The sequence below is a fragment of the Coleofasciculus sp. H7-2 genome (genome assembly GCF_042747725.1).
In the GTDB taxonomy this organism is placed as follows: Bacteria; Cyanobacteriota; Cyanobacteriia; order Cyanobacteriales; family FACHB-T130; genus FACHB-T130.
In genome coordinates, this window is record NZ_JBHZGO010000085.1 from 52,371 (window position 1) to 70,070 (window position 17,700).

The following is a 17,700-nucleotide window of genomic DNA, read 5'->3' on the forward strand; positions in this document are numbered from 1 at the left end:
GCTAAAGTCGGTTAAAACCGACTAATAATCATTTTCTTGAGTCCGTTTCAACGGACTTGAGTTTAAGCTGTGAGACTTCAGTCTCTGGCGGACAGAAGCGAAGATGCTTTCTCGGTTTGGATACGAGGTGAACGCTTGAAGAATTGGAAATTATAAGCTCCGCGCAAGTCGGGCTTTGCCGTTTCACTTTTTCTGATGCTCTACCACTGAGCTATATCTCCAAATGGAGATAATGGGATTTGAACCCACGACAACCAGAACCCTTATGTGTGTATGCTTCACTCATCCGGGCGCGGAGCGGAAAAATATAAGCGCAGTCTGCTTTTTGATATAAAATCAGGTCGCCTAAAAGCGTAGGTTGCGCTTCCAGAGCTACTAGCAGATGGCTTCAAAATTAGATACTCTTATATACTACAAATATAATACAAAGCCGTCAAGAGACTGGAAAAATTTTTTCGATGAAAGAGACTGACGATAGAATACAAATTCCCTACCAAGTCAGAACACCTGTATGGGGATGGTTCATTTCTATCGCCGTCCGGTTGCGGTCGATTTATTTGCGGGTGCGGGTGGATTTTCTCTGGGGATTGAGCAGGCTGGGTTTGATGTAGCGGTGGCAGTTGAGGTTGACCCCGTTCACGCAGCCGTTCACGCCTTTAACTTTCCCCATACCGAGGTTTTGTGTGCAGATGCGAGGACGCTATCCGGTGAGGCGATTAGAAAGGCGGTACAGAGATGGGCATTGCACAAGGGTTGGGTTGGGGTTTCCCCACCCGCACCTGCCTGGAATGGTGAAATTGATTTAGCAATTGGGGGACCACCTTGTCAAGGGTTCTCTTTAATGGGCAAGCGGCGTCTCGACGATGAGCGCAACGACCTAGTGTTGCATTTTTGCCGCTTAGTCATTGAACTGCAACCCCGTTACTTTCTCATGGAGAACGTACCCGGCATTGCTCAGAAAGAACACGCGATTTATCTGGAGCGACTCAAGAGTGAGTTTAAATCAGTTCAATACCACATCACCGAACCCGTGCAGGTGTTGAACGCGGCAGATTTTGGGGTGCCGCAGAATCGGAAAAGGCTGTTTTTATTGGGAACTCGTGCGGGGGAAGTGCCTTTGTCCTATCCTTTAGTCGCAGGTAAGCACGTTGAGATAACCCCCGATACTTCCTTGCCAAAGAAAAGAGGCAAGAAGAAAAATCCTTTTATCCTGCACGCTTTATCTTTTAGAGTGACAGTGAAGGATGCGATCGCCGATCTCCCCAATCTAGATGATTTTCCCGAACTCCTGACAACCGATGAAGTCCTGCTACAGCCTGCACAACTAGAGCAGATGCAGACATTAGCCAGCATCTATGCACTGCACTTAATCAGTATCGCACCCGAACCGAATAATTTCGCCTATCCCAGGCTTGTCAATCCTCATCTATTAACTAGCTCTCTGCGAACCCAACACACGGCAACTTCGATTGAACGGTTCGATAAAACACTGCCCGGACAACTAGAATCGGTGAGTCGCTTTCGACGGTTGAATTGGGATCATCTGTCCCATACCTTACGAGCCGGTACGGGTTCTGGATGCGGTCGCTACACCTCTCCCCGTCCGATTCATCCAACTTATCCTAGAGTGATTTCGGTACGCGAGGCGGCGCGACTGCACTCTTTTCCTGACTGGTTCCGCTTCCATACAACAAAATGGCACGGGTTTCGACAAATTGGAAACGCCGTGCCGCCAATGCTGGCAAGAGCTGTAGGGTACCAAGTTATTGCCGCGCTAGGGATCAGACCACCCATGCCACAACAGCCGATAAAATTGGGTGACATCGAGGCTTTGAGGTTTAACCCGTGGGAAGCGGCTCACTATTGGACAACACTCAGCCGTCTGACAACTCGCTAAATCTACTTTTGTAGCTGATTTTTTGTTGCGGAGACGGGATTGTATCCCGCTGCTCCTGGGGGATTTTGGGATTCTGAAGCCCCTTCTGTAGGACCGCCGATGGCTTTCCATGCGGGAAGACCGCCTTTGAGTTCAGCCACGGAATGGAACCCAGCCGAGCGGAGTTCGGAAGCCGCGCTAGAGGTTTCGGTGTCACTGTCGCCATAGACGTAGATATCGCGGGCGGGCTGAAGGCTAGCTTTAGCGCGCTCTACTAATTCATCCATCGGCATGGGCATGGCTCCCATGATGTGTCCGTCGTTGAATGCGCCGCGATCGCGCACATCAAGAATTGTTAAAGCTGGTTCGCCCCATTCCAGACGGGATTTGAGGTCATTAACGCTGGACTGCGTTTTCATTTCCGGTGGGGTGGGAGTAATGTCTGGAATGGCTTGTTTTACCTTGGAAACGCTCTCTGAAACCTTATCGATAGCGCCTTCAACGCTGTTTGTCACTTTGTCTTTAGCGCCTTCAATGTTGTTTTGAATGTCACTCATAAAAAAACTCTAATTGATCTGTTCATAGGAAATTTAATCAAAAATTGATATTTAACTTCTCTTTCTCTAGAAAGAACATTTAATTAATCCTTCTTTAGGCAGAGTAAAGTGTTAAAATTCCTATCCCTATCGACAAATATTTCCGGCAAAATTGCTGCAAATAAACAGTGACTCTTGCCTAAACTAAACTGGATCTCATGGTATCTAGTATTCAAACTCTACCGACAGAGGTAGTCAATCTGATCGCCGCTGGAGAGGTCATTGACTCTCTGGTTGCTGTGGTGCGGGAATTAGCGGAAAATGCCCTAGACGCTGGTGCAACGCGCATCAGCGTCTCCCTATCGCCGGAACAGTGGCGGGTGCGAGTAGCAGACAATGGCTGCGGCATGGGTTTGGTAGACCTGAAACAAGCTGCAACTGCCCACAGCACCAGCAAAATTCGCGCCTTGGAAGACTTGTGGAAAATTAGCAGTCTGGGATTTCGGGGAGAGGCGTTGCACAGTTTGGCAGCTTTAGCAGAATTGGAGATTTTTAGCCGTTCTGCTGGAAGTTGTGAGGGTTGGCGAGTGGCTTATAACTCAGTCGGGGAATCCATGCAAGTGGAGACAGTGGCGATCGCTCCCGGCACCGTTGTCACCGTCTCTAATCTGTTTGGCAACTGGTTGGCGCGGCGTCAGGGAATGCCTTCCGTCGCCCAACAACTCAGAGCAGTGCAAGCGACTATTCAGCAAATCGCGCTTTGTCATCCTCATGTCACCTGGCAGGTTCAGCAAAATGACCGCCAATGGTTCACCATTAGTCCTGGGAAGACAGCGCAACAGATTTTGCCTCAAATTCTCCGGGAAATCCGACCGAGTGATTTGCAGCATCTGACGGTGGAAGTGCCAACGCTTCCAGAAAAAACAGGAGCCGACGCGCCGGGAAGTGGGGGAGAATGCAACTCCACTCAAAACTCAACCCTGACGGTGGTACTCGGCTTGCCAGACAGATGCCATCGCCGCCGTCCCGATTGGGTGCGGGTAGCAATGAATGGACGGCACGTAAAGTCGCCGGAACTGGAGCAAACGATCCTGGGCGCTTTAATGCGAACTCTGCCGCGCGATCGCTACCCGATCTGTTTTCTCCATCTTTTCATCTGTGCCAGTCAAATAGACTGGAACCGCCATCCCGCCAAGACAGAAATTTACTTAAACCAGCTCAATTACTGGCAAGAGCAGGTGACATCAGCCATTGAGCAAGCCTTGCGTCTAAATGTGGGGACGATTCTGGAAAAAACCCCAGAGCGAGTCAGCCGCCTCATCAAAGCAGCGGAAGCGAAAAGTGCCTACAGCGTCAATCGTTCCCTTCAATCGCAACCAACGGATACTCAGGCAAAGAAACCGGATGAGATCGGATTGATGGAACTCCGAGCTGTTGCCCAGGTTCACAACACCTACATTGTGGCAGAGCATCCGGCTGGGGTGTGGTTGGTGGAGCAGCACATTGCCCACGAACGGGTTTTGTACGAGCAGTTGTGCCACGCTTGGCAACTCGTCCCCCTAGAACCCCCCGTCATCTTGAATCATCTCTCTGCCGCTCAGATTCAGCAACTCGAACATATCAACTTAGATATTGAACCTTTTGGCGAGCAACTGTGGGCGATTCGCACGGCACCCGCACCCTTGCGAGAGCGAGAAGATTGTGCAGATGCCCTCGTGGAACTCAGCTTGGGTGGAGATTTGCAAGCCGCTCAAGTAGCGATCGCCTGCCGCACCGCCATCCGCAACGGGACTCCTCTCGGCTTGCTCCAGATGCAAACTCTCTTAGAGCAATGGCAGCGAACTCGTCATCCTCGCACCTGTCCCCACGGTCGTCCAATTTATTTGTCCCTAGAAGAATCATCGCTTTCGCGTTTCTTCCGCCGTCATTGGGTAATTGGCAAAAGTCATGGGATTTAGGAATATTTAGTAATTGTGGTTTTACTATTAGCAATTATTTTTCCGATAATTGTAGTTAAGCTAAAGCAAAACCCAACCAATTCTTAAACAACAAGCCGAATTAAATTGTAAACCCTTGGATTTGGTAATCGGTAATAAATTGTTTCCAAAATGATCCGTAAAAGCGAACTCCTAGGGCAACTCTTACGAAGTCGGGTATCTGAAGGGCTGGCATCTCACATCTGAAATAGGATTGCTATATGTTGACCAGTTGTCAAGTATGGTATAAAAAAGTAGAATGCTGGAAATTAAAGCATGATTCTGGAAGTTGCAATTCTCAAGGTTAAACCTGGAATAGCTGCTGAATTTGAAGCAGCCTTCGCGACAGCATCATCAATCATTTCCTCAATGTCTGGCTACATTAGCCATGAGCTACATCGGTGTTTGGAAGTTGAAAACCAATACATTTTGCTAGTGCGTTGGGCGAAACTGGAAGACCACACGCTTGGTTTCCGACAATCACCGGAGTATCAGAAATGGTGTCAGCTATTACACCATTTTTACGAGCCATTTCCGACGGTGGAACATTACAAAAGGATTGTAAGCAACGAGGTCTGATAAGTAATAAGGTGCTGTGGAAAACTTGAATTTGGTTTTGCAGCCGAATGAACTGCACAGGCAGAAATCACTCCATTGTGTCACCTTTCAGCCTCAAGCAACTACTTATGAATACACCCTTTTTAGGTAGTCTATCCAACTGATGCAAGAGGTGAGTCAACCATTCCCTACGCTTACTCAAATACAAACAATTAGCCTGCGTGGGCTAATTGTTTGTATATAGCAATCCTATTTAAGTTGTGCGCGAGTCGCGAGTATTCGCCTTAGTGTAGAGACGCGATTCATCGCGTCTCTACAGGGAGAGTGCAAATCATTTAGGATTGCTATAGCAGCATTCAGTCTGACGGCTTATCAAGAATCAGCAGTAACCTTTTGTTTCTGTTTCCTACCTATTTTCTTGATATTGTGTTCGTACCAATTCATCAAAGGAGTGGCACTAACCCCATGCAAAAATACAGAAATCACGATGACGATGTAAGTAATCCAGGCAATCTGTTCGCCCAAACTATCTTTTAAACCTTCGCCAAAGGCATAGGAAAGATAATATAAAGAACCAACACCACGAATGCCAAACCAGCCAAACAACCAGCGGGTTTCAGGGGGATAGCGACGACCGAGCAGGCTAATCCAAACTCCCAAAGGTCGAATCAAAAAAATCAACAAGACTGCCACCAAGATGCCTTGACCACCAAACTGGCGAATCGGCTCATATCGCAATAGCGTTCCTAAGAGCAAAATTGTCGCGACTTCCAGTAGTTTCTCAAGTTGTTCGGTGAATTCAAATTGAGAAATTTTCTTTTCTGGATCTTGGTAACTCCGCTGAACGAATACTCCAGCCACAAAAACCGCCAAAAAGCCATAGCCGTTGACAATTTCTGTCAAGGAATAGGCGATCAAAATCGTACTCAGAGCAACAAAATCCTCCATCAATTCATCGACAGGTCGGAAACGTTGCAGTTGCTGGTCGATCCAAACAACGATTTTTGCGGCGATAATTCCCATGACGATGCCAGCTGCGATCGCCCAAAGTAAATCAACCGCCACCCATTGTTTAAACCAGTTATCCCAGTTGTTATCTTTTAAGGCGTGAATCCCGAAATAAACAAACGGAAAAGCTAGCGCATCGTTTAAACCGCCTTCCGAAGTCAAACCAAAGCGCAGCTCATCTTTATCTTTTATATCCCCCATCTGAACTTCTGAAGCCAAGACGGGATCGGTTGGCGCGAGAATTGCACCGAGTAAAATAGCTGGCCCCCAATCCATTTTTAAAAACCAATGACCAACAGCAGCGATCGCAAAAATTGAAATCGGCATCAGAAATCCAATCAACCGCACCGTTGTATTCCAAGCCCTTAATCTGAGTGGGCGATTCATCTTCAGACCGCAGCCAAAGACGGAGACAATCACCACAAATTCCGTCAGTCGTTCCAGAAACTCGGCATCAGGTCGTATGTGAATTAACTTAAGCCCGTATTGCCCTAAGAAGATACCCACGAGCAGGTAAATGATGGCATAGGAGAGGGGTAATCGTTTAATCCAGCTCGATCCCAAAGTAACCATCAGCAGGAGTAGACCAATAACCAGCAGGTTAAGAATATAAATAGATACAGGAGGGAATAGGACTTGGAGCATAGACTTAGCGATCGCATATTTGAAAAGAGTACCCTCAGTACTTTACTGACTTGCTGAAAACGCCAAATCATCACCCGGCTAGATTTTAGACAGGATGCGATTTATCTACTTTTACGACTGAAGGCTGAGGATCTCACTCTTTGAAACTGTCCTCTAAACGCTGACGCCAAATTATCTTGTAGTGGAAAGTTTTCGCCTCAGATTGCAGCGATCGCACCCCTGCCTCTGCTAGCTTAGTTTTGCGATCGATAAAAGGAAAAACGCCATGACACTGCCTGATGGGCCGCAGACGCCAAAATTCCTGCAACTACTCCAATGGATTTCCCAGCCTGTGCAGTACCTAGAAACATCTGTTAAAGCTTATGGTGACTGCTTCACAGCCCGCTGGGGTCGCTTTCCCCCGTATGTACTCATAACTCACCCGCAAGGAATTGAGGAGCTGTTAACGGCAGATCCCAGACAGTTTAACAGCGGTAGTGGGAATAAGATTTTACAACCTTTTCTGGGCGACCAATCTCTGGTATTACTGGATGGCGATCGCCACCAGCGCCAGCGACAGCTATTGACACCCCCCTTTCACGGGGAACGAATGCGAGCTTACGGCAAGTTGATTTGTGACATTACCGAGGAAGTCATGAGTCGGCTGACGATTGGCAAACCCTTCCCAATTCGGGCTACCACGCAAGAGATTTCTCTGCAAACCATCTTAGCCGCTGTCTTTGGCATCAATGAGGGTCAGCGTTTCCAGCAACTCAAGGAACTCCTCACTTCGATGCTGGATGCGGTGAGTTCTCCCCTCTCGTCCGCCGTCCTGTTTTTTCCATCACTCCAACGAGATTTGGGTTCTTGGAGTCCTTGGGGAAATTTTCTTCGCCAACGACAGCAAATTGATCAACTCATTTACGCTGAGATTCAGCAACGCCGGGAGCAATTCGAGCCGGATCGGGCAGATATCCTGACGCTGCTGATGTCGGCGCGGGATGCTGACGGGCAACCGATGACCGATGAGGAATTGCGCGATGAGTTAATGACCCTCCTGTTTGCGGGTCACGAAACCACAGCTTCAGCGATCGCTTGGGCGTTGTATTGGATACACCGTCAACCAGAGGTACATGACAAGCTTCTTCAGGAGCTGGATAGTGTTGGGGATGTTTCAGATGTCAGCGCCATTTCTAAACTTCCCTACCTCAACGCTGTTTGCTCGGAAACGTTGCGAATTTACCCAGTGGCGATATTTACTTTCGGTCGAATTGCGCGATCGCCAGTGCAGCTGATGGACTATCAATTTGATGCCGGTACAGTGCTTACTGCCTGTATTTATCTGCTCCATCACCGCGAGGATATCTACCCCCAAGCAAATTGTTTCAAGCCAGAACGCTTTCTGGAACGGCAATTTTCTCCTTATGAATATTTGCCCTTTGGTGGCAGCAACCGTCGCTGTATCGGCATGGCATTTGCCTTGTTTGAAATGAAATTGGTACTGGCTACGATCCTCTCTCGTTATCAACTGGCTCTAACTGATAAACGTCCCGTTAAACCTGTCCGTCGTGGCGTTACCTTAGCACCCCCAGCAACGATGCGGATGGTTGTAACCAGTCAGCGTCCCCAGAATGCTCAAACACATCAGCCCCTTTCTACTTCTGCATAAATGACTGCTAGCTCAGCTGCCAAGGTAGCGATCGCCTCTCGTTTAAAACTGAAAAACCACGACAATTTTATAGATATATAGCAGTCCTAAATGATTCGTGAAGGCGAGATCCCCGACTTCGTAAGAGAAGTCGGGGATCTGAAGGGCTGGCATCTCACAACTAAAATAGGATTGCTATAGTGAGGTAAATCCTCAGTTTCTATGTGTTTTTAGCTAAATGCTAGTCGAAGTTCGGAATTTTTAGGTATTTTCTTCATTCTCAGCCTTAGTCAAGCATAGTATGTTTAGTTAAGAAGTAATCATGGCAAGGTAATGGTGATACTTAATGTTATTCTAATTTGTGCAGCTTTAGGTATTAGTAGTTGGTTACTTTTAAATTATGGAAAAGAGTTAGTTAGAGCAATGAGTGTCTTGATTTCAGGATTAGAATCTATATTAATGGTGATTCTAGCCATTCTTTTGAAAACGGCAAAGTCACTAATAATTGGAGTAATAATTGCTCTAGTCTGTGCGGGAATATTTAAAGTAGCGGGTGCCCAGATAAGCATTTTGAAAACAGCTGCTATTACAGTAGGAATTATAGCCTTCGCCTTTCTAATGCTTAAAACTTTCGTAGAAGAGTGGAGTAACTTGTACTGGAGTATCCGCAATGCGATTCGCAACAAATATCGCTAACGGGAGAAGCATCTAGTTTCTAAACGGAGCAAACTAAGCTAAAATTTTTAAGATTGTCATCTTCCAGTTTATCCTATGAGAATTGCCCAAATTGCGCCACTGTGGGAACAAGTGCCACCTTTGCGCTACGGCGGAATTGAACTAATTGTCAGTTTATTAACTGATGAATTAGTTCGGCGCGGTCATCAGGTAACATTATTCGCCTCTGGCGACTCGATTACAAAAGCTCAGCTCAAGTCAGTGCATAACCAAGCGCTGCGCCTAGATCCAAAGATTAAAGAGCATGGACTTTATGAGTTAATGATGCTCTCTCAGGTCTATCAACAGGCGCATCACTTTGATATTATTCACTCCCACATCGGCTGTGCAGCTCTGCCCTATACTACTTTTGTGAAGACGCCAACCGTACACACTACACACGGCATTTTTACACCGGATAATGAGAAACTATTCCGGCAATTTGCATGGGAGCCTTATATCAGTATCAGTGAAGCTCAGAGGGAACCCCGACTCGGTTTAAATTACATCCATACGGTCTACAACGGCATTGACCCAGTGGTATATTCCTTCCAGGAAAAAGCAGTTGAACCGCCATATCTAGCCTTTGTGGGGCGCATCTCCCCAGAAAAAGGTCCGGAAGGAGCGATAAAAATTGCTCGTGCCAGCGGCTATCCTTTGAAAATGGCTGGTAAGGTTGACTCAGTGGACAAGGTTTATTTCCAGGAACAGATAAAACCATTGATTGATGGCGAACAAATCCAGTATCTGGGTGAAGTTTCTCACGAAGAAAAGGTGCAGTTACTAGGAGGTGCCACAGTGACGCTGTTCCCGATTACCTGGCGCGAACCATTTGGCTTGGTAATGATTGAATCGATGGCAACGGGGACGCCGGTGGTTGGAATGGCGATGGGTTCGGTGCCAGAAGTCATCGCGCATGGCAAGAGTGGATTTGTTTGCCACTCTCTGCAAGAAATGATTGACGCAGTTCCAGAGGCAATGACCTTAAACCGCCAGACGTGCCGAGACTACGTTTTGAGTCGCTTTAGCGTCAAGACGATGGTGGATGAGTATGAACGAGCTTACCAAATGGCACTGCTGGGGAATCCGGAATGAGGAAAAAACTAGGAAATTGCTAATTTTTGGGATAAGTTTTTTCCTTAAATTTGATTAATTCTAGGGGATCTAAACCAGAGGGCGTCATCAATTCTTTTGCTAATAAATACCCGGCACAAGTCCAGGTTTGATGCCTTCTCGCTTCCCTGCCAATCAAGTGACCGCTTTTCCCATCATAATATTCAGGCCACTCTTCTTTTTGCAAACGTTTTCCAGCTTTTTCAATTGCTGCTTTGGCGAACTGTATATATTCCTCTTCTTTTGCTTCTTGACCCACTTTTCGAGCAGCGGCTGCCCACATCCACATCAAAACGGGCCAACTGCCCCCATTGTGATATGACCAAGGACTATTTTTAGGATCGCAACCTGTCAAAATTCTCCAGTCTTCGTCTTCTATGGCTGCGTAAGAGATTTTAAAAGGCATTTGTCCAATTAGCTCTTTATCTCGTTTTTCGATAAGATTCATAATTTTTTCGGACTGAGGCTTGGTAACTAAGGAACAAACAATTGCCATCAAGTTACCCACCGAAAAGAATCGGAAATCCATCTGCGATGGGCCAATATTCCCGACTAAATAACCCCCGTCTTCTGGCAGCCAATCGTCTAAATTAGCATAAGGAATGGATGCGGCATAGATATTGTATTTGTTGATAGCAGTTGCCCCATATTCTTCAACATTGTACTGATAGGTTTGATTTAAACGATCCATATCCATCCAATACTCAGTCCGAATATGGTTAGCCAGAGAACCCAATCGTTTCTGTACCGCTGAGAGAATATCTTTATTGTTGTGATTTTTGCGATCGAGTAGCTCATCAGCAGCACGCAAGGCAGCGTAGAATAGAACTTGGATTTCTAGAGGGTATCCATAGATGCCCATCCGACGGTCAATCATACAAGCTCCATCGGGAACTAAGAGAGTGGGTTCTCGATCGAAGCGATCGCTAAAGCAGAGTTCCAGAATTAACCGGATTGCTTCTTGGAAGTCGACTTGATGGACTAAAGAGGTGTTTCCCGTTGCTTTCCAATAAGCCCGCAACAGGATAATCCACCAGAGACTGGAATCAACTGGCGTGACTCTAGCGATCGCGTGCTGACCAAAATCGGGTTCTAGGTGTTCTTTTCCCTTCTTATTCTTAAGAATTTTGAAGCTGGCTGGCATTAAAACTCGACCCGTATTCAAAAAAGTTTCAGTTCTTTCTTGCTGGTGTAGTTCTAAGGTTACTTCTAGAAAGTTTTTGACTATTTCCTTGCCGTTGATTGTTACTTCTTTTTTGTCATCAAGTTGAATAGAAAATTCACCTTTAACCAAAAATAAAAGTGCTACAGGAACAAAATCTCGGATAAAAACTTGGTCATAATTAAGCGTATCTTTACTAACTTTTTTCTGGATATTAATTTCATTTTTATCTCTTTTGTAAGTATGAGCTGCTGGAGTTCCAACCAGCCGTCCTTTATAGGAGATCAGCGACTCTACCAGTATTTGTAATGCTTCTATTTCCAGCGCCTCTACTCCCATCAGATGCGAACCTCCTTAATTTTTAGAGCAACCTATTATACGAGATGCTGCTCGATCGCAGAAACTTTTAAGCCAGGAAATTGTGCAACATAATCCTTTAAATAGAGCGTACTATATAATGCAGGGTGTATTGTTGAATTTCCTTTTAACGCCGTCATCCCGGCAAAGGGCACGATTGACCAGGTTGAGCGAAGGAAAAATCCGTCCGCAGCCGGAGAGCTGGAAAAAAATCGGAAATTTTGTTCTCTCCGAACAATAGAGCGGATCGGTGATTAGATTTGTAGAAGTATAAATAAGGTCACATTTGTCGGAACCTCGATCCCCTACTGAATATCAGTAGCGATAGGTAAGGTTTTAAATTAGATTGTGTGACCCCCATCAAAGCCTCACAAAGACCCTGTATTCTTGAGCAGAAACCTGATTCATGGCACCGGATATTCTTGAACTGGACGGAAAAACCTTTGTTCCCGCACAAGAGCTGCCCATTCCTGAGTGGGCTTGCGTTCTTGGCGATCGCCCCCAACCGACTCTCACGATTAAAGATAATGACCTGTTTTTAGTCACCGACACCCTAGGCAACATTGCTGGGTGTTTAGGCGATGACATGAATGCCAGCATGGGGCTGTTCTGTGCCGATACGCGGTTCCTCAGTCGCCTGGAACTGCAAATTAACGGACGCCCCCCCGTCTTGCTCAGTAGCACAGCTGACAAAGGATTTGCCCTTTCCGTTCTGTGTACCAATCCCAGCATGGATGGAGGAGAGCGATTAGAGGGAGGCGATAAATTAGAGCCAGAGGCGCAAATAGACGGCGGGGCAATTTTTGACTTTGCGCCCCTGAGAGCCGACACCATCGGAATTAACCGGGAAATTGTCCTAAATGGAGCGCTGTTTGAAGAATTAACAGTTTCCAACTACAGCACCAGTTCCATTCGCTTTCAACTTAGTCTCAGCTTTGATGCGGATTTTGTGGACTTATTTGTAGTCCGGGGATATGGTCGAAAAAACAAGGGACAGCTTTTACGAGCCGTGCCTAAATGTCAAGCCGCAGAACCAGAAAAGCAAGAAATGACGCTCGCTTATCAAGGGCTGGATGGCTCTGTAATGGAATCTCACATTGAGTTTGTTCATCGCCAGCCAGACACTCTCAGCGGTTATACGGCGGTTTGGCAGCTAGAGATGGATTCCCACGAAACCCAAAAACTGGGCTATCGGCTGCAAATGCGTACCAATAACCGTCCCACTTCTAGGGTATCTGTCCCAGTAACGTTGGTACAGGCTAGAGCCGCAGAGTTATCGGAGCAGCAAGAGTGGCGTCAACACGTAACCGGAATTCGCTCAGACAAAAACACGTTTAATCGAGCGATCGAGCGAGCCGAGCAGGATACTTATTTACTGCGCCAGTCTTTTGGCAAAGGCAAGGTACTCTCCGCTGGGGTGCCTTGGTTTTCGACGCTGTTTGGGCGCGACTCGATTATTGCGGCGTCGCAAACGCTGATGCTCGACCCGACAATTGCCCGCGAAACCCTAACTGTCTTGGCTGAATACCAAGGGAAGACAGAGAATGAGTGGCGCGATGAGCAGCCTGGGAAGATTTTGCACGAGCTGCGTTTGGGTGAAATGGCTCGTTGTGAAGAAATTCCCCATACGCCTTATTACGGCACCGTAGATGCGACACCGCTGTGGTTAATGCTGTATGCGGAACACTTTGCCTGGACAGCGGATCGGGAAACCCTGGAGCTACTGTGGCCTAATGCTTTGGGGGCTATGGATTGGATTGACCGCAACAGCAAGGAAACTGGCTACCTCAGCTACCAACGCCAATCTAAGCGGGGTCTGGCGAATCAGGGGTGGAAAGACTCTGGCGACTGTATTGTGAATCGCAAAGGGCAGATGGCGATGGGCGCGATCGCTCTTTGTGAAGTGCAAGCTTATGTCTATGCTGCCAAAATCCGTCTGGCAGAAATTGCCCGAATGAAGAAGCGCCTTGATTTAGCGGACAGGTGGCAAGATGAGGCGAGAGATTTGAAGAATCGCTTCAATCGGGATTTTTGGATGGCAGAGGAAGACTTCTGTGCCTTGGCTTTGGATGGCGACGGCAAGCAGGTTGACAGTATTACTTCTAACCCCGGTCACTGTCTGTATTTGGGCATCCTGACACCGGAAAAAGCTTATAGCGTGGCAGAACGGCTACGGGCACCGGATATGTTCAACGGCTGGGGGATTCGCACGCTCAGTAGTTTGTCACCGGCTTATAATCCGATGGGCTATCACGTCGGTTCTGTTTGGCCTCACGACAATGCAATGGTGGCGATGGGGGTGCGATCGCTCGGTCTAATCGATCAAGCGCTGGAACTTGCCAAAGCCTTAATTGATATGACTTTACAGCAACCCTATCAACGACCGCCAGAACTCTTCTGCGGCTACGAACGCACAGAAGATAACACTACGGTCAAATATCCCGTCGCTTGTTCTCCTCAAGCTTGGGCAACTGGCAGTATCTTCCAGTTGCTGCAAATGATGGTGAATCTGGTGCCTGATGCTCCCAATAACTGCTTGCGGATAATTGACCCCGCTTTGCCTGAGTCGATTAATCGTCTAGCGCTGCAAAACTTGAGAGTCGGGCCAACCCTGCTGGATTTGGAATTTGAGCGTTCCGGCAATACCACTGCCTGTCGCGTTGCCAAAAAACGCGGCAATTTGCGGGTTGTAATTGAAGCTTGATTTAGAAGTTGGGTGGGCACTGCCCACCTAGCTCTGTCAAGATAATTGCCAGTGAACTACCACACACCGACCGCTCTAGCGGTACGTTGTGGGCTTCCCAATTCATCGGGAACCGCCTCTAGAATTCCGCAATTCCGTTGGTCTTAGATTCCCTCCAAGGGCAGGAGTCCTGGTTCCCAAGACCCAAATTCTTTAAACATCCATGACTAGCCACTTTGACCGCTTGGTTTTCACGATCCTGATTGCTTGGTTTTTGCAATCATTGCGACATTTATGTTGCTTTGCAAACCAGTATATCAGAACTGTCCCTTCGTTTCTAAGAGTGTGTTTGTTTCGTCGGTATCCCCTTCCTCCGCTTTCAGCATTGGTCAGGGGATTCTCCTCAACAAACCTGGCTTTCATCCCACACCAACCAAGCGTATGGTGTGGGGATTCCCGCCGAACAAGCTAAAAAGCCTTGCCAATTTTACGGGTAAATTATCCGATTTCACTTTTGAAATACCTCTGATTCATGCTTCCTCAGAGGTTTCCCCATTGTTGCCGGGAGAAGATTTGTAGAGGGCATCCAATTGTTCGCGGGCGTCTTCTACGGTCATGGAACGCATCACCAGAAGCGGTTCATTAATGGGGTTCCCGGCATCATCTAATAGTTCCGGGTGCGGTACCGACCCATAGGGATAGCGGGAAGCTCTAAATTGGGACTGCATCCCTGGTGGGTAGCGCCGTTGAGCATCCATACTACTGATGGTTAACAAGTTGCGGAGCATATTCCCAATGGCAAGAAACGCCAGGATGGTAAAGGCAATTAGATAAAGCAGGTGTAACATACGATTTTCCTCCAAGCCGCACAGTCTAATGGGTTGTTCGTGAATAGGGGCTTTCGCATTCGTGGCGAAACTGTAATGCTTGCCCCCAGATTTTCCGTAAAAATGTTTCGCCCTTAGATTTACTTGTTAGTGGAAGTGGATTGCTCAGAGTGGAAGCGCATTGCCACCTGCCAACCTTCAGTGACCAACTGGTGCCACGGCATCAAAACCGACGTTTCAATGCCAACTTGAGCATCAGTGGCTTGGAAGAGCATCTGAGCGGTGCTGACTTCAGATTGAGCAAGCTTAACTCGATCCAGCAAGTCGGATTGCTGTTGGACACTTAAAAAAGTAATTTCTTCAGTTTCTAATAGAGAGCGCGATCGCGCAAACCAATACTGAAAATCTTCTAACAGCGGTTGTAATACCGTTTTCAGCAATTCATTCTCAGGCAAGTTGGAAGGAGCCATGAATCAAAAACCGAATACTATCTAGTTTAATCTTAACGTAGTTTACAATTCGTAATAATGTTTTAGATTCTCTTAAGCAGCGCCAGCATCGCCAGGAAAAAACAACCTCGGTATGATAGAGGCAGTAACACCCAATTAATTGCCCGTTTCTTCGTCCTTATGGAACCGCCGATGAGCGTCTCAGAATCTCCAGCGTCTCAGGAACAGCCAGAAAAAATGTATTTGCCTCGTACCAGCGAATCTGAATCGTTGAAGAAAATCCGTCACACCGCTTCCCACGTTATGGCAATGGCGGTGCAAAAACTGTTTCCTAAAGCGCAGGTGACTATCGGCCCTTGGATAGAAAACGGCTTTTACTATGACTTTGATAATCCAGAGCCATTTACCGAAAAAGATTTGAAGGCTATCCAGAAAGAGATGGTCAAAATCATCAATCGGAAATTGCCGGTGATTCGGGAAGAAGTCAGCCGCGAGGAAGCTGAAGGTCGGATCAAGGCAATTAATGAGCCTTACAAGCTAGAAATATTAGAAGACATTGAGGAACCAATTACCATCTACCACTTGGGGGATCAATGGTGGGATTTGTGTGCAGGTCCTCATGTAGAAAATACCAGTGAGTTGAACCCGAAGGCAATCGAACTAGAAAGCGTTGCTGGTGCTTATTGGCGCGGGGATGAAACGAAAGCTCAACTCCAGCGCATTTATGCCACGGCTTGGGAGACGCCAGAACAGCTGGCTGAATATAAGCGCCGCAAGCAAGAAGCGCTGCGCCGAGATCACCGCAAGCTTGGCAAAGAACTGGGATTATTTATTTTCTCAGATCCGGTGGGACCGGGATTACCTCTGTGGACGCCGAAGGGAACGGTGTTGCGGAGTGTTCTGGAAGACTTCTTGAAGCAGGAACAGCTTAAACGTGGATACCAGCAGGTGGTGACGCCTCACATTGCCAGAGTCGATTTATTCAAAACTTCCGGACACTGGCAGAAATACAAAGAGGATATGTTCCCGCTGATGGCGGAAGATGAGCAGGCGGCGGCGATAGAACAGGGATTCGTCCTGAAGCCGATGAATTGCCCCTTCCACATCCAAATCTATAAGAGCGAGTTGCGTTCCTATCGGGAACTACCGATGCGTCTGGCGGAATTTGGCACCGTCTACCGTTACGAGCAATCTGGGGAACTGGGAGGCTTAACGCGGGTGCGCGGTTTCACGGTGGATGATTCCCATTTATTCGTGACGCCAGAACAGCTGGATGGCGAATTCCTTAAAGTTGTGGATTTGATTCTATCGGTGTTCAAGAGTCTGCAACTGAAAAACTTCAAGGCGCGACTCAGTTTCCGCGATCCGGATTCTGATAAGTATATTGGCTCTGATGAAGCTTGGGAGAAGTCTCAAGGTGCGATTCGCCGCGCCGTGGAAACCTTGGGCATGAACTACTTTGAAGGCATTGGCGAAGCCGCATTTTATGGTCCCAAACTGGATTTTATCTTCAGCGATGCCCTAGACCGCGAGTGGCAGTTGGGGACTGTGCAAGTGGATTACAACCTGCCAGAACGGTTTGATTTGGAGTATGTGGCGGAGGATGGTTCCCGGAAGCGTCCGGTGATGATTCACCGCGCTCCTTTTGGCTCTTTGGAACGGCTGATCGGGATCTTGATTGAAGAGTATGCGGGAGATTTCCCGCTGTGGTTAGCGCCAGTACAAGCGCGATTGCTGACGGTGAGCGATGCCCAGTTGCCTTTTGCTCAGGAAGTGGCACAGAAGATGCGATCGCTCTGTATTCGCGTTGAAGTCGATACCAGTGGTGATCGCATGGGCAAAATGATTCGCAATGCCGAAAAGGACAAAATCCCCGTCATGGCGGTGGTAGGGGCGAAAGAGCTGGAATCAAATAGCCTGAGTATTCGCACCCGCGCTGCTGGCGATGTGGGCGTAATTCCTGTAGAAGAAGTGTTGGAGAAGATGAAAAACGCGATCGCTAACTTTGACAATTTCTAAGACGTTGCCTGTTCCTGTAGGGGCACCTCTTGTGGGTGCCCTTTTGCATAAATTACGCCTTTTCCTATGGCAATCAAGGGGTAAGTTTAACTAGGTTATACATTTCAGATTTTGGATGACACCAGTCTTGTCAGTATGAAAAAAAACCTA

At 47.4% G+C, this 17,700-nt stretch carries 13 protein-coding genes; 8 read left to right on the forward strand and 5 right to left on the reverse strand.

Annotated elements, in window-relative coordinates; genetic code table 11:
• The first annotated feature begins 517 nt into the window (after positions 1-517).
• A complete protein-coding gene (locus ACFW2W_RS16990) occupies positions 518-1,897 on the forward strand; it encodes a DNA cytosine methyltransferase (RefSeq protein ID WP_378180501.1) in 1,380 nt (459 codons plus the stop codon).
• A 2-nt stretch (positions 1,898-1,899) separates the two neighbouring features.
• On the opposite strand, the gene ACFW2W_RS16995 is transcribed toward ACFW2W_RS16990, so the two are convergent.
• On the reverse strand, positions 1,900-2,433 hold the full coding sequence (locus tag ACFW2W_RS16995; RefSeq protein WP_378180505.1) for a rhodanese-like domain-containing protein: 534 nt from the start codon (positions 2,431-2,433) through the stop codon (positions 1,900-1,902).
• Positions 2,434-2,630: 197 nt separating this feature from the next.
• On the opposite strand from ACFW2W_RS16995, the gene mutL reads away from it, so the two are divergent.
• Both mutL and ACFW2W_RS17005 read left to right on the forward strand, forming a co-directional pair.
• Positions 2,631-4,370, forward strand: coding sequence for a DNA mismatch repair endonuclease MutL (mutL, locus tag ACFW2W_RS17000; protein ID WP_378180508.1), 1,740 nt, complete (start codon positions 2,631-2,633; stop codon positions 4,368-4,370).
• Between the two features lie 294 nt (positions 4,371-4,664).
• Positions 4,665-4,967: an antibiotic biosynthesis monooxygenase family protein gene (locus ACFW2W_RS17005; RefSeq protein ID WP_378180511.1), complete on the forward strand. Its 303-nt coding sequence runs from the start codon at positions 4,665-4,667 to the stop codon at positions 4,965-4,967.
• Between the two features lie 351 nt (positions 4,968-5,318).
• On the opposite strand, the gene ACFW2W_RS17010 is transcribed toward ACFW2W_RS17005, so the two are convergent.
• Entirely contained in the window at positions 5,319-6,599 is a 1,281-nt protein-coding gene (locus tag ACFW2W_RS17010; protein WP_378180514.1) for a cation:proton antiporter, read from the reverse strand.
• 265 nt (positions 6,600-6,864) lie between these two features.
• Here ACFW2W_RS17010 and ACFW2W_RS17015 point away from each other — a divergent pair, with 265 nt between their 5' ends.
• The 3 genes from ACFW2W_RS17015 (at position 6,865) to ACFW2W_RS17025 (ending at position 10,035) form a co-directional block, all read left to right on the forward strand.
• Positions 6,865-8,247 carry a cytochrome P450 gene (locus ACFW2W_RS17015; protein ID WP_378180517.1) on the forward strand — a complete coding sequence of 461 codons (1,383 nt, stop codon included), beginning with the start codon at positions 6,865-6,867 and terminating at the stop codon, positions 8,245-8,247.
• A 312-nt stretch (positions 8,248-8,559) separates the two neighbouring features.
• Entirely contained in the window at positions 8,560-8,922 is a 363-nt protein-coding gene (locus tag ACFW2W_RS17020; protein WP_378180520.1) for a hypothetical protein, read from the forward strand.
• A 75-nt stretch (positions 8,923-8,997) separates the two neighbouring features.
• The gene (locus ACFW2W_RS17025; protein ID WP_378180523.1) at positions 8,998-10,035 is read left to right on the forward strand and encodes a glycosyltransferase family 4 protein; all 1,038 of its coding nucleotides are present in this window, start codon (positions 8,998-9,000) and stop codon (positions 10,033-10,035) included.
• Between the two features lie 19 nt (positions 10,036-10,054).
• On the opposite strand, the gene ACFW2W_RS17030 is transcribed toward ACFW2W_RS17025, so the two are convergent.
• On the reverse strand, positions 10,055-11,554 hold the full coding sequence (locus ACFW2W_RS17030; RefSeq protein ID WP_378180525.1) for a glycoside hydrolase 100 family protein: 1,500 nt from the start codon (positions 11,552-11,554) through the stop codon (positions 10,055-10,057).
• A gap of 424 nt (positions 11,555-11,978) precedes the next feature.
• On the opposite strand from ACFW2W_RS17030, the gene ACFW2W_RS17035 reads away from it, so the two are divergent.
• The gene (locus ACFW2W_RS17035) at positions 11,979-14,276 is read left to right on the forward strand and encodes a glycogen debranching N-terminal domain-containing protein (protein WP_378180530.1); all 2,298 of its coding nucleotides are present in this window, start codon (positions 11,979-11,981) and stop codon (positions 14,274-14,276) included.
• A gap of 509 nt (positions 14,277-14,785) precedes the next feature.
• On the opposite strand, the gene ACFW2W_RS17040 is transcribed toward ACFW2W_RS17035, so the two are convergent.
• Together ACFW2W_RS17040 and ACFW2W_RS17045 are read right to left on the reverse strand one after the other, a co-directional pair.
• Positions 14,786-15,103: a DUF2973 domain-containing protein gene (locus ACFW2W_RS17040; protein WP_378180533.1), complete on the reverse strand. Its 318-nt coding sequence runs from the start codon at positions 15,101-15,103 to the stop codon at positions 14,786-14,788.
• Positions 15,104-15,222: 119 nt separating this feature from the next.
• Complete coding sequence (locus ACFW2W_RS17045; protein ID WP_378180536.1) at positions 15,223-15,552, reverse strand: DUF2605 domain-containing protein; 330 nt, start codon at positions 15,550-15,552, stop codon at positions 15,223-15,225.
• 171 nt (positions 15,553-15,723) lie between these two features.
• On the opposite strand from ACFW2W_RS17045, the gene thrS reads away from it, so the two are divergent.
• Positions 15,724-17,550: a threonine--tRNA ligase gene (thrS, locus tag ACFW2W_RS17050; protein WP_378180539.1), complete on the forward strand. Its 1,827-nt coding sequence runs from the start codon at positions 15,724-15,726 to the stop codon at positions 17,548-17,550.
• Positions 17,551-17,700 lie beyond the last annotated feature (150 nt).

Coding starts and splice junctions, on each gene's coding strand:
- ACFW2W_RS16995 (WP_378180505.1), bottom strand. CDS start 2,433: ATGAGTGACATTCAAAACAACATTGAAGGCGCTAAAGACAAAGTGACA.
- ACFW2W_RS17020 (WP_378180520.1), top strand. CDS start 8,560: ATGGTGATACTTAATGTTATTCTAATTTGTGCAGCTTTAGGTATTAGT.
- ACFW2W_RS17015 (WP_378180517.1), top strand. CDS start 6,865: ATGACACTGCCTGATGGGCCGCAGACGCCAAAATTCCTGCAACTACTC.
- ACFW2W_RS16990 (WP_378180501.1), top strand. CDS start 518: ATGGTTCATTTCTATCGCCGTCCGGTTGCGGTCGATTTATTTGCGGGT.
- thrS (WP_378180539.1), top strand. CDS start 15,724: ATGAGCGTCTCAGAATCTCCAGCGTCTCAGGAACAGCCAGAAAAAATG.
- ACFW2W_RS17045 (WP_378180536.1), bottom strand. CDS start 15,552: ATGGCTCCTTCCAACTTGCCTGAGAATGAATTGCTGAAAACGGTATTA.
- ACFW2W_RS17035 (WP_378180530.1), top strand. CDS start 11,979: ATGGCACCGGATATTCTTGAACTGGACGGAAAAACCTTTGTTCCCGCA.
- ACFW2W_RS17025 (WP_378180523.1), top strand. CDS start 8,998: ATGAGAATTGCCCAAATTGCGCCACTGTGGGAACAAGTGCCACCTTTG.
- ACFW2W_RS17040 (WP_378180533.1), bottom strand. CDS start 15,103: ATGTTACACCTGCTTTATCTAATTGCCTTTACCATCCTGGCGTTTCTT.
- ACFW2W_RS17030 (WP_378180525.1), bottom strand. CDS start 11,554: ATGGGAGTAGAGGCGCTGGAAATAGAAGCATTACAAATACTGGTAGAG.
- ACFW2W_RS17010 (WP_378180514.1), bottom strand. CDS start 6,599: ATGCTCCAAGTCCTATTCCCTCCTGTATCTATTTATATTCTTAACCTG.
- ACFW2W_RS17005 (WP_378180511.1), top strand. CDS start 4,665: ATGATTCTGGAAGTTGCAATTCTCAAGGTTAAACCTGGAATAGCTGCT.
- mutL (WP_378180508.1), top strand. CDS start 2,631: ATGGTATCTAGTATTCAAACTCTACCGACAGAGGTAGTCAATCTGATC.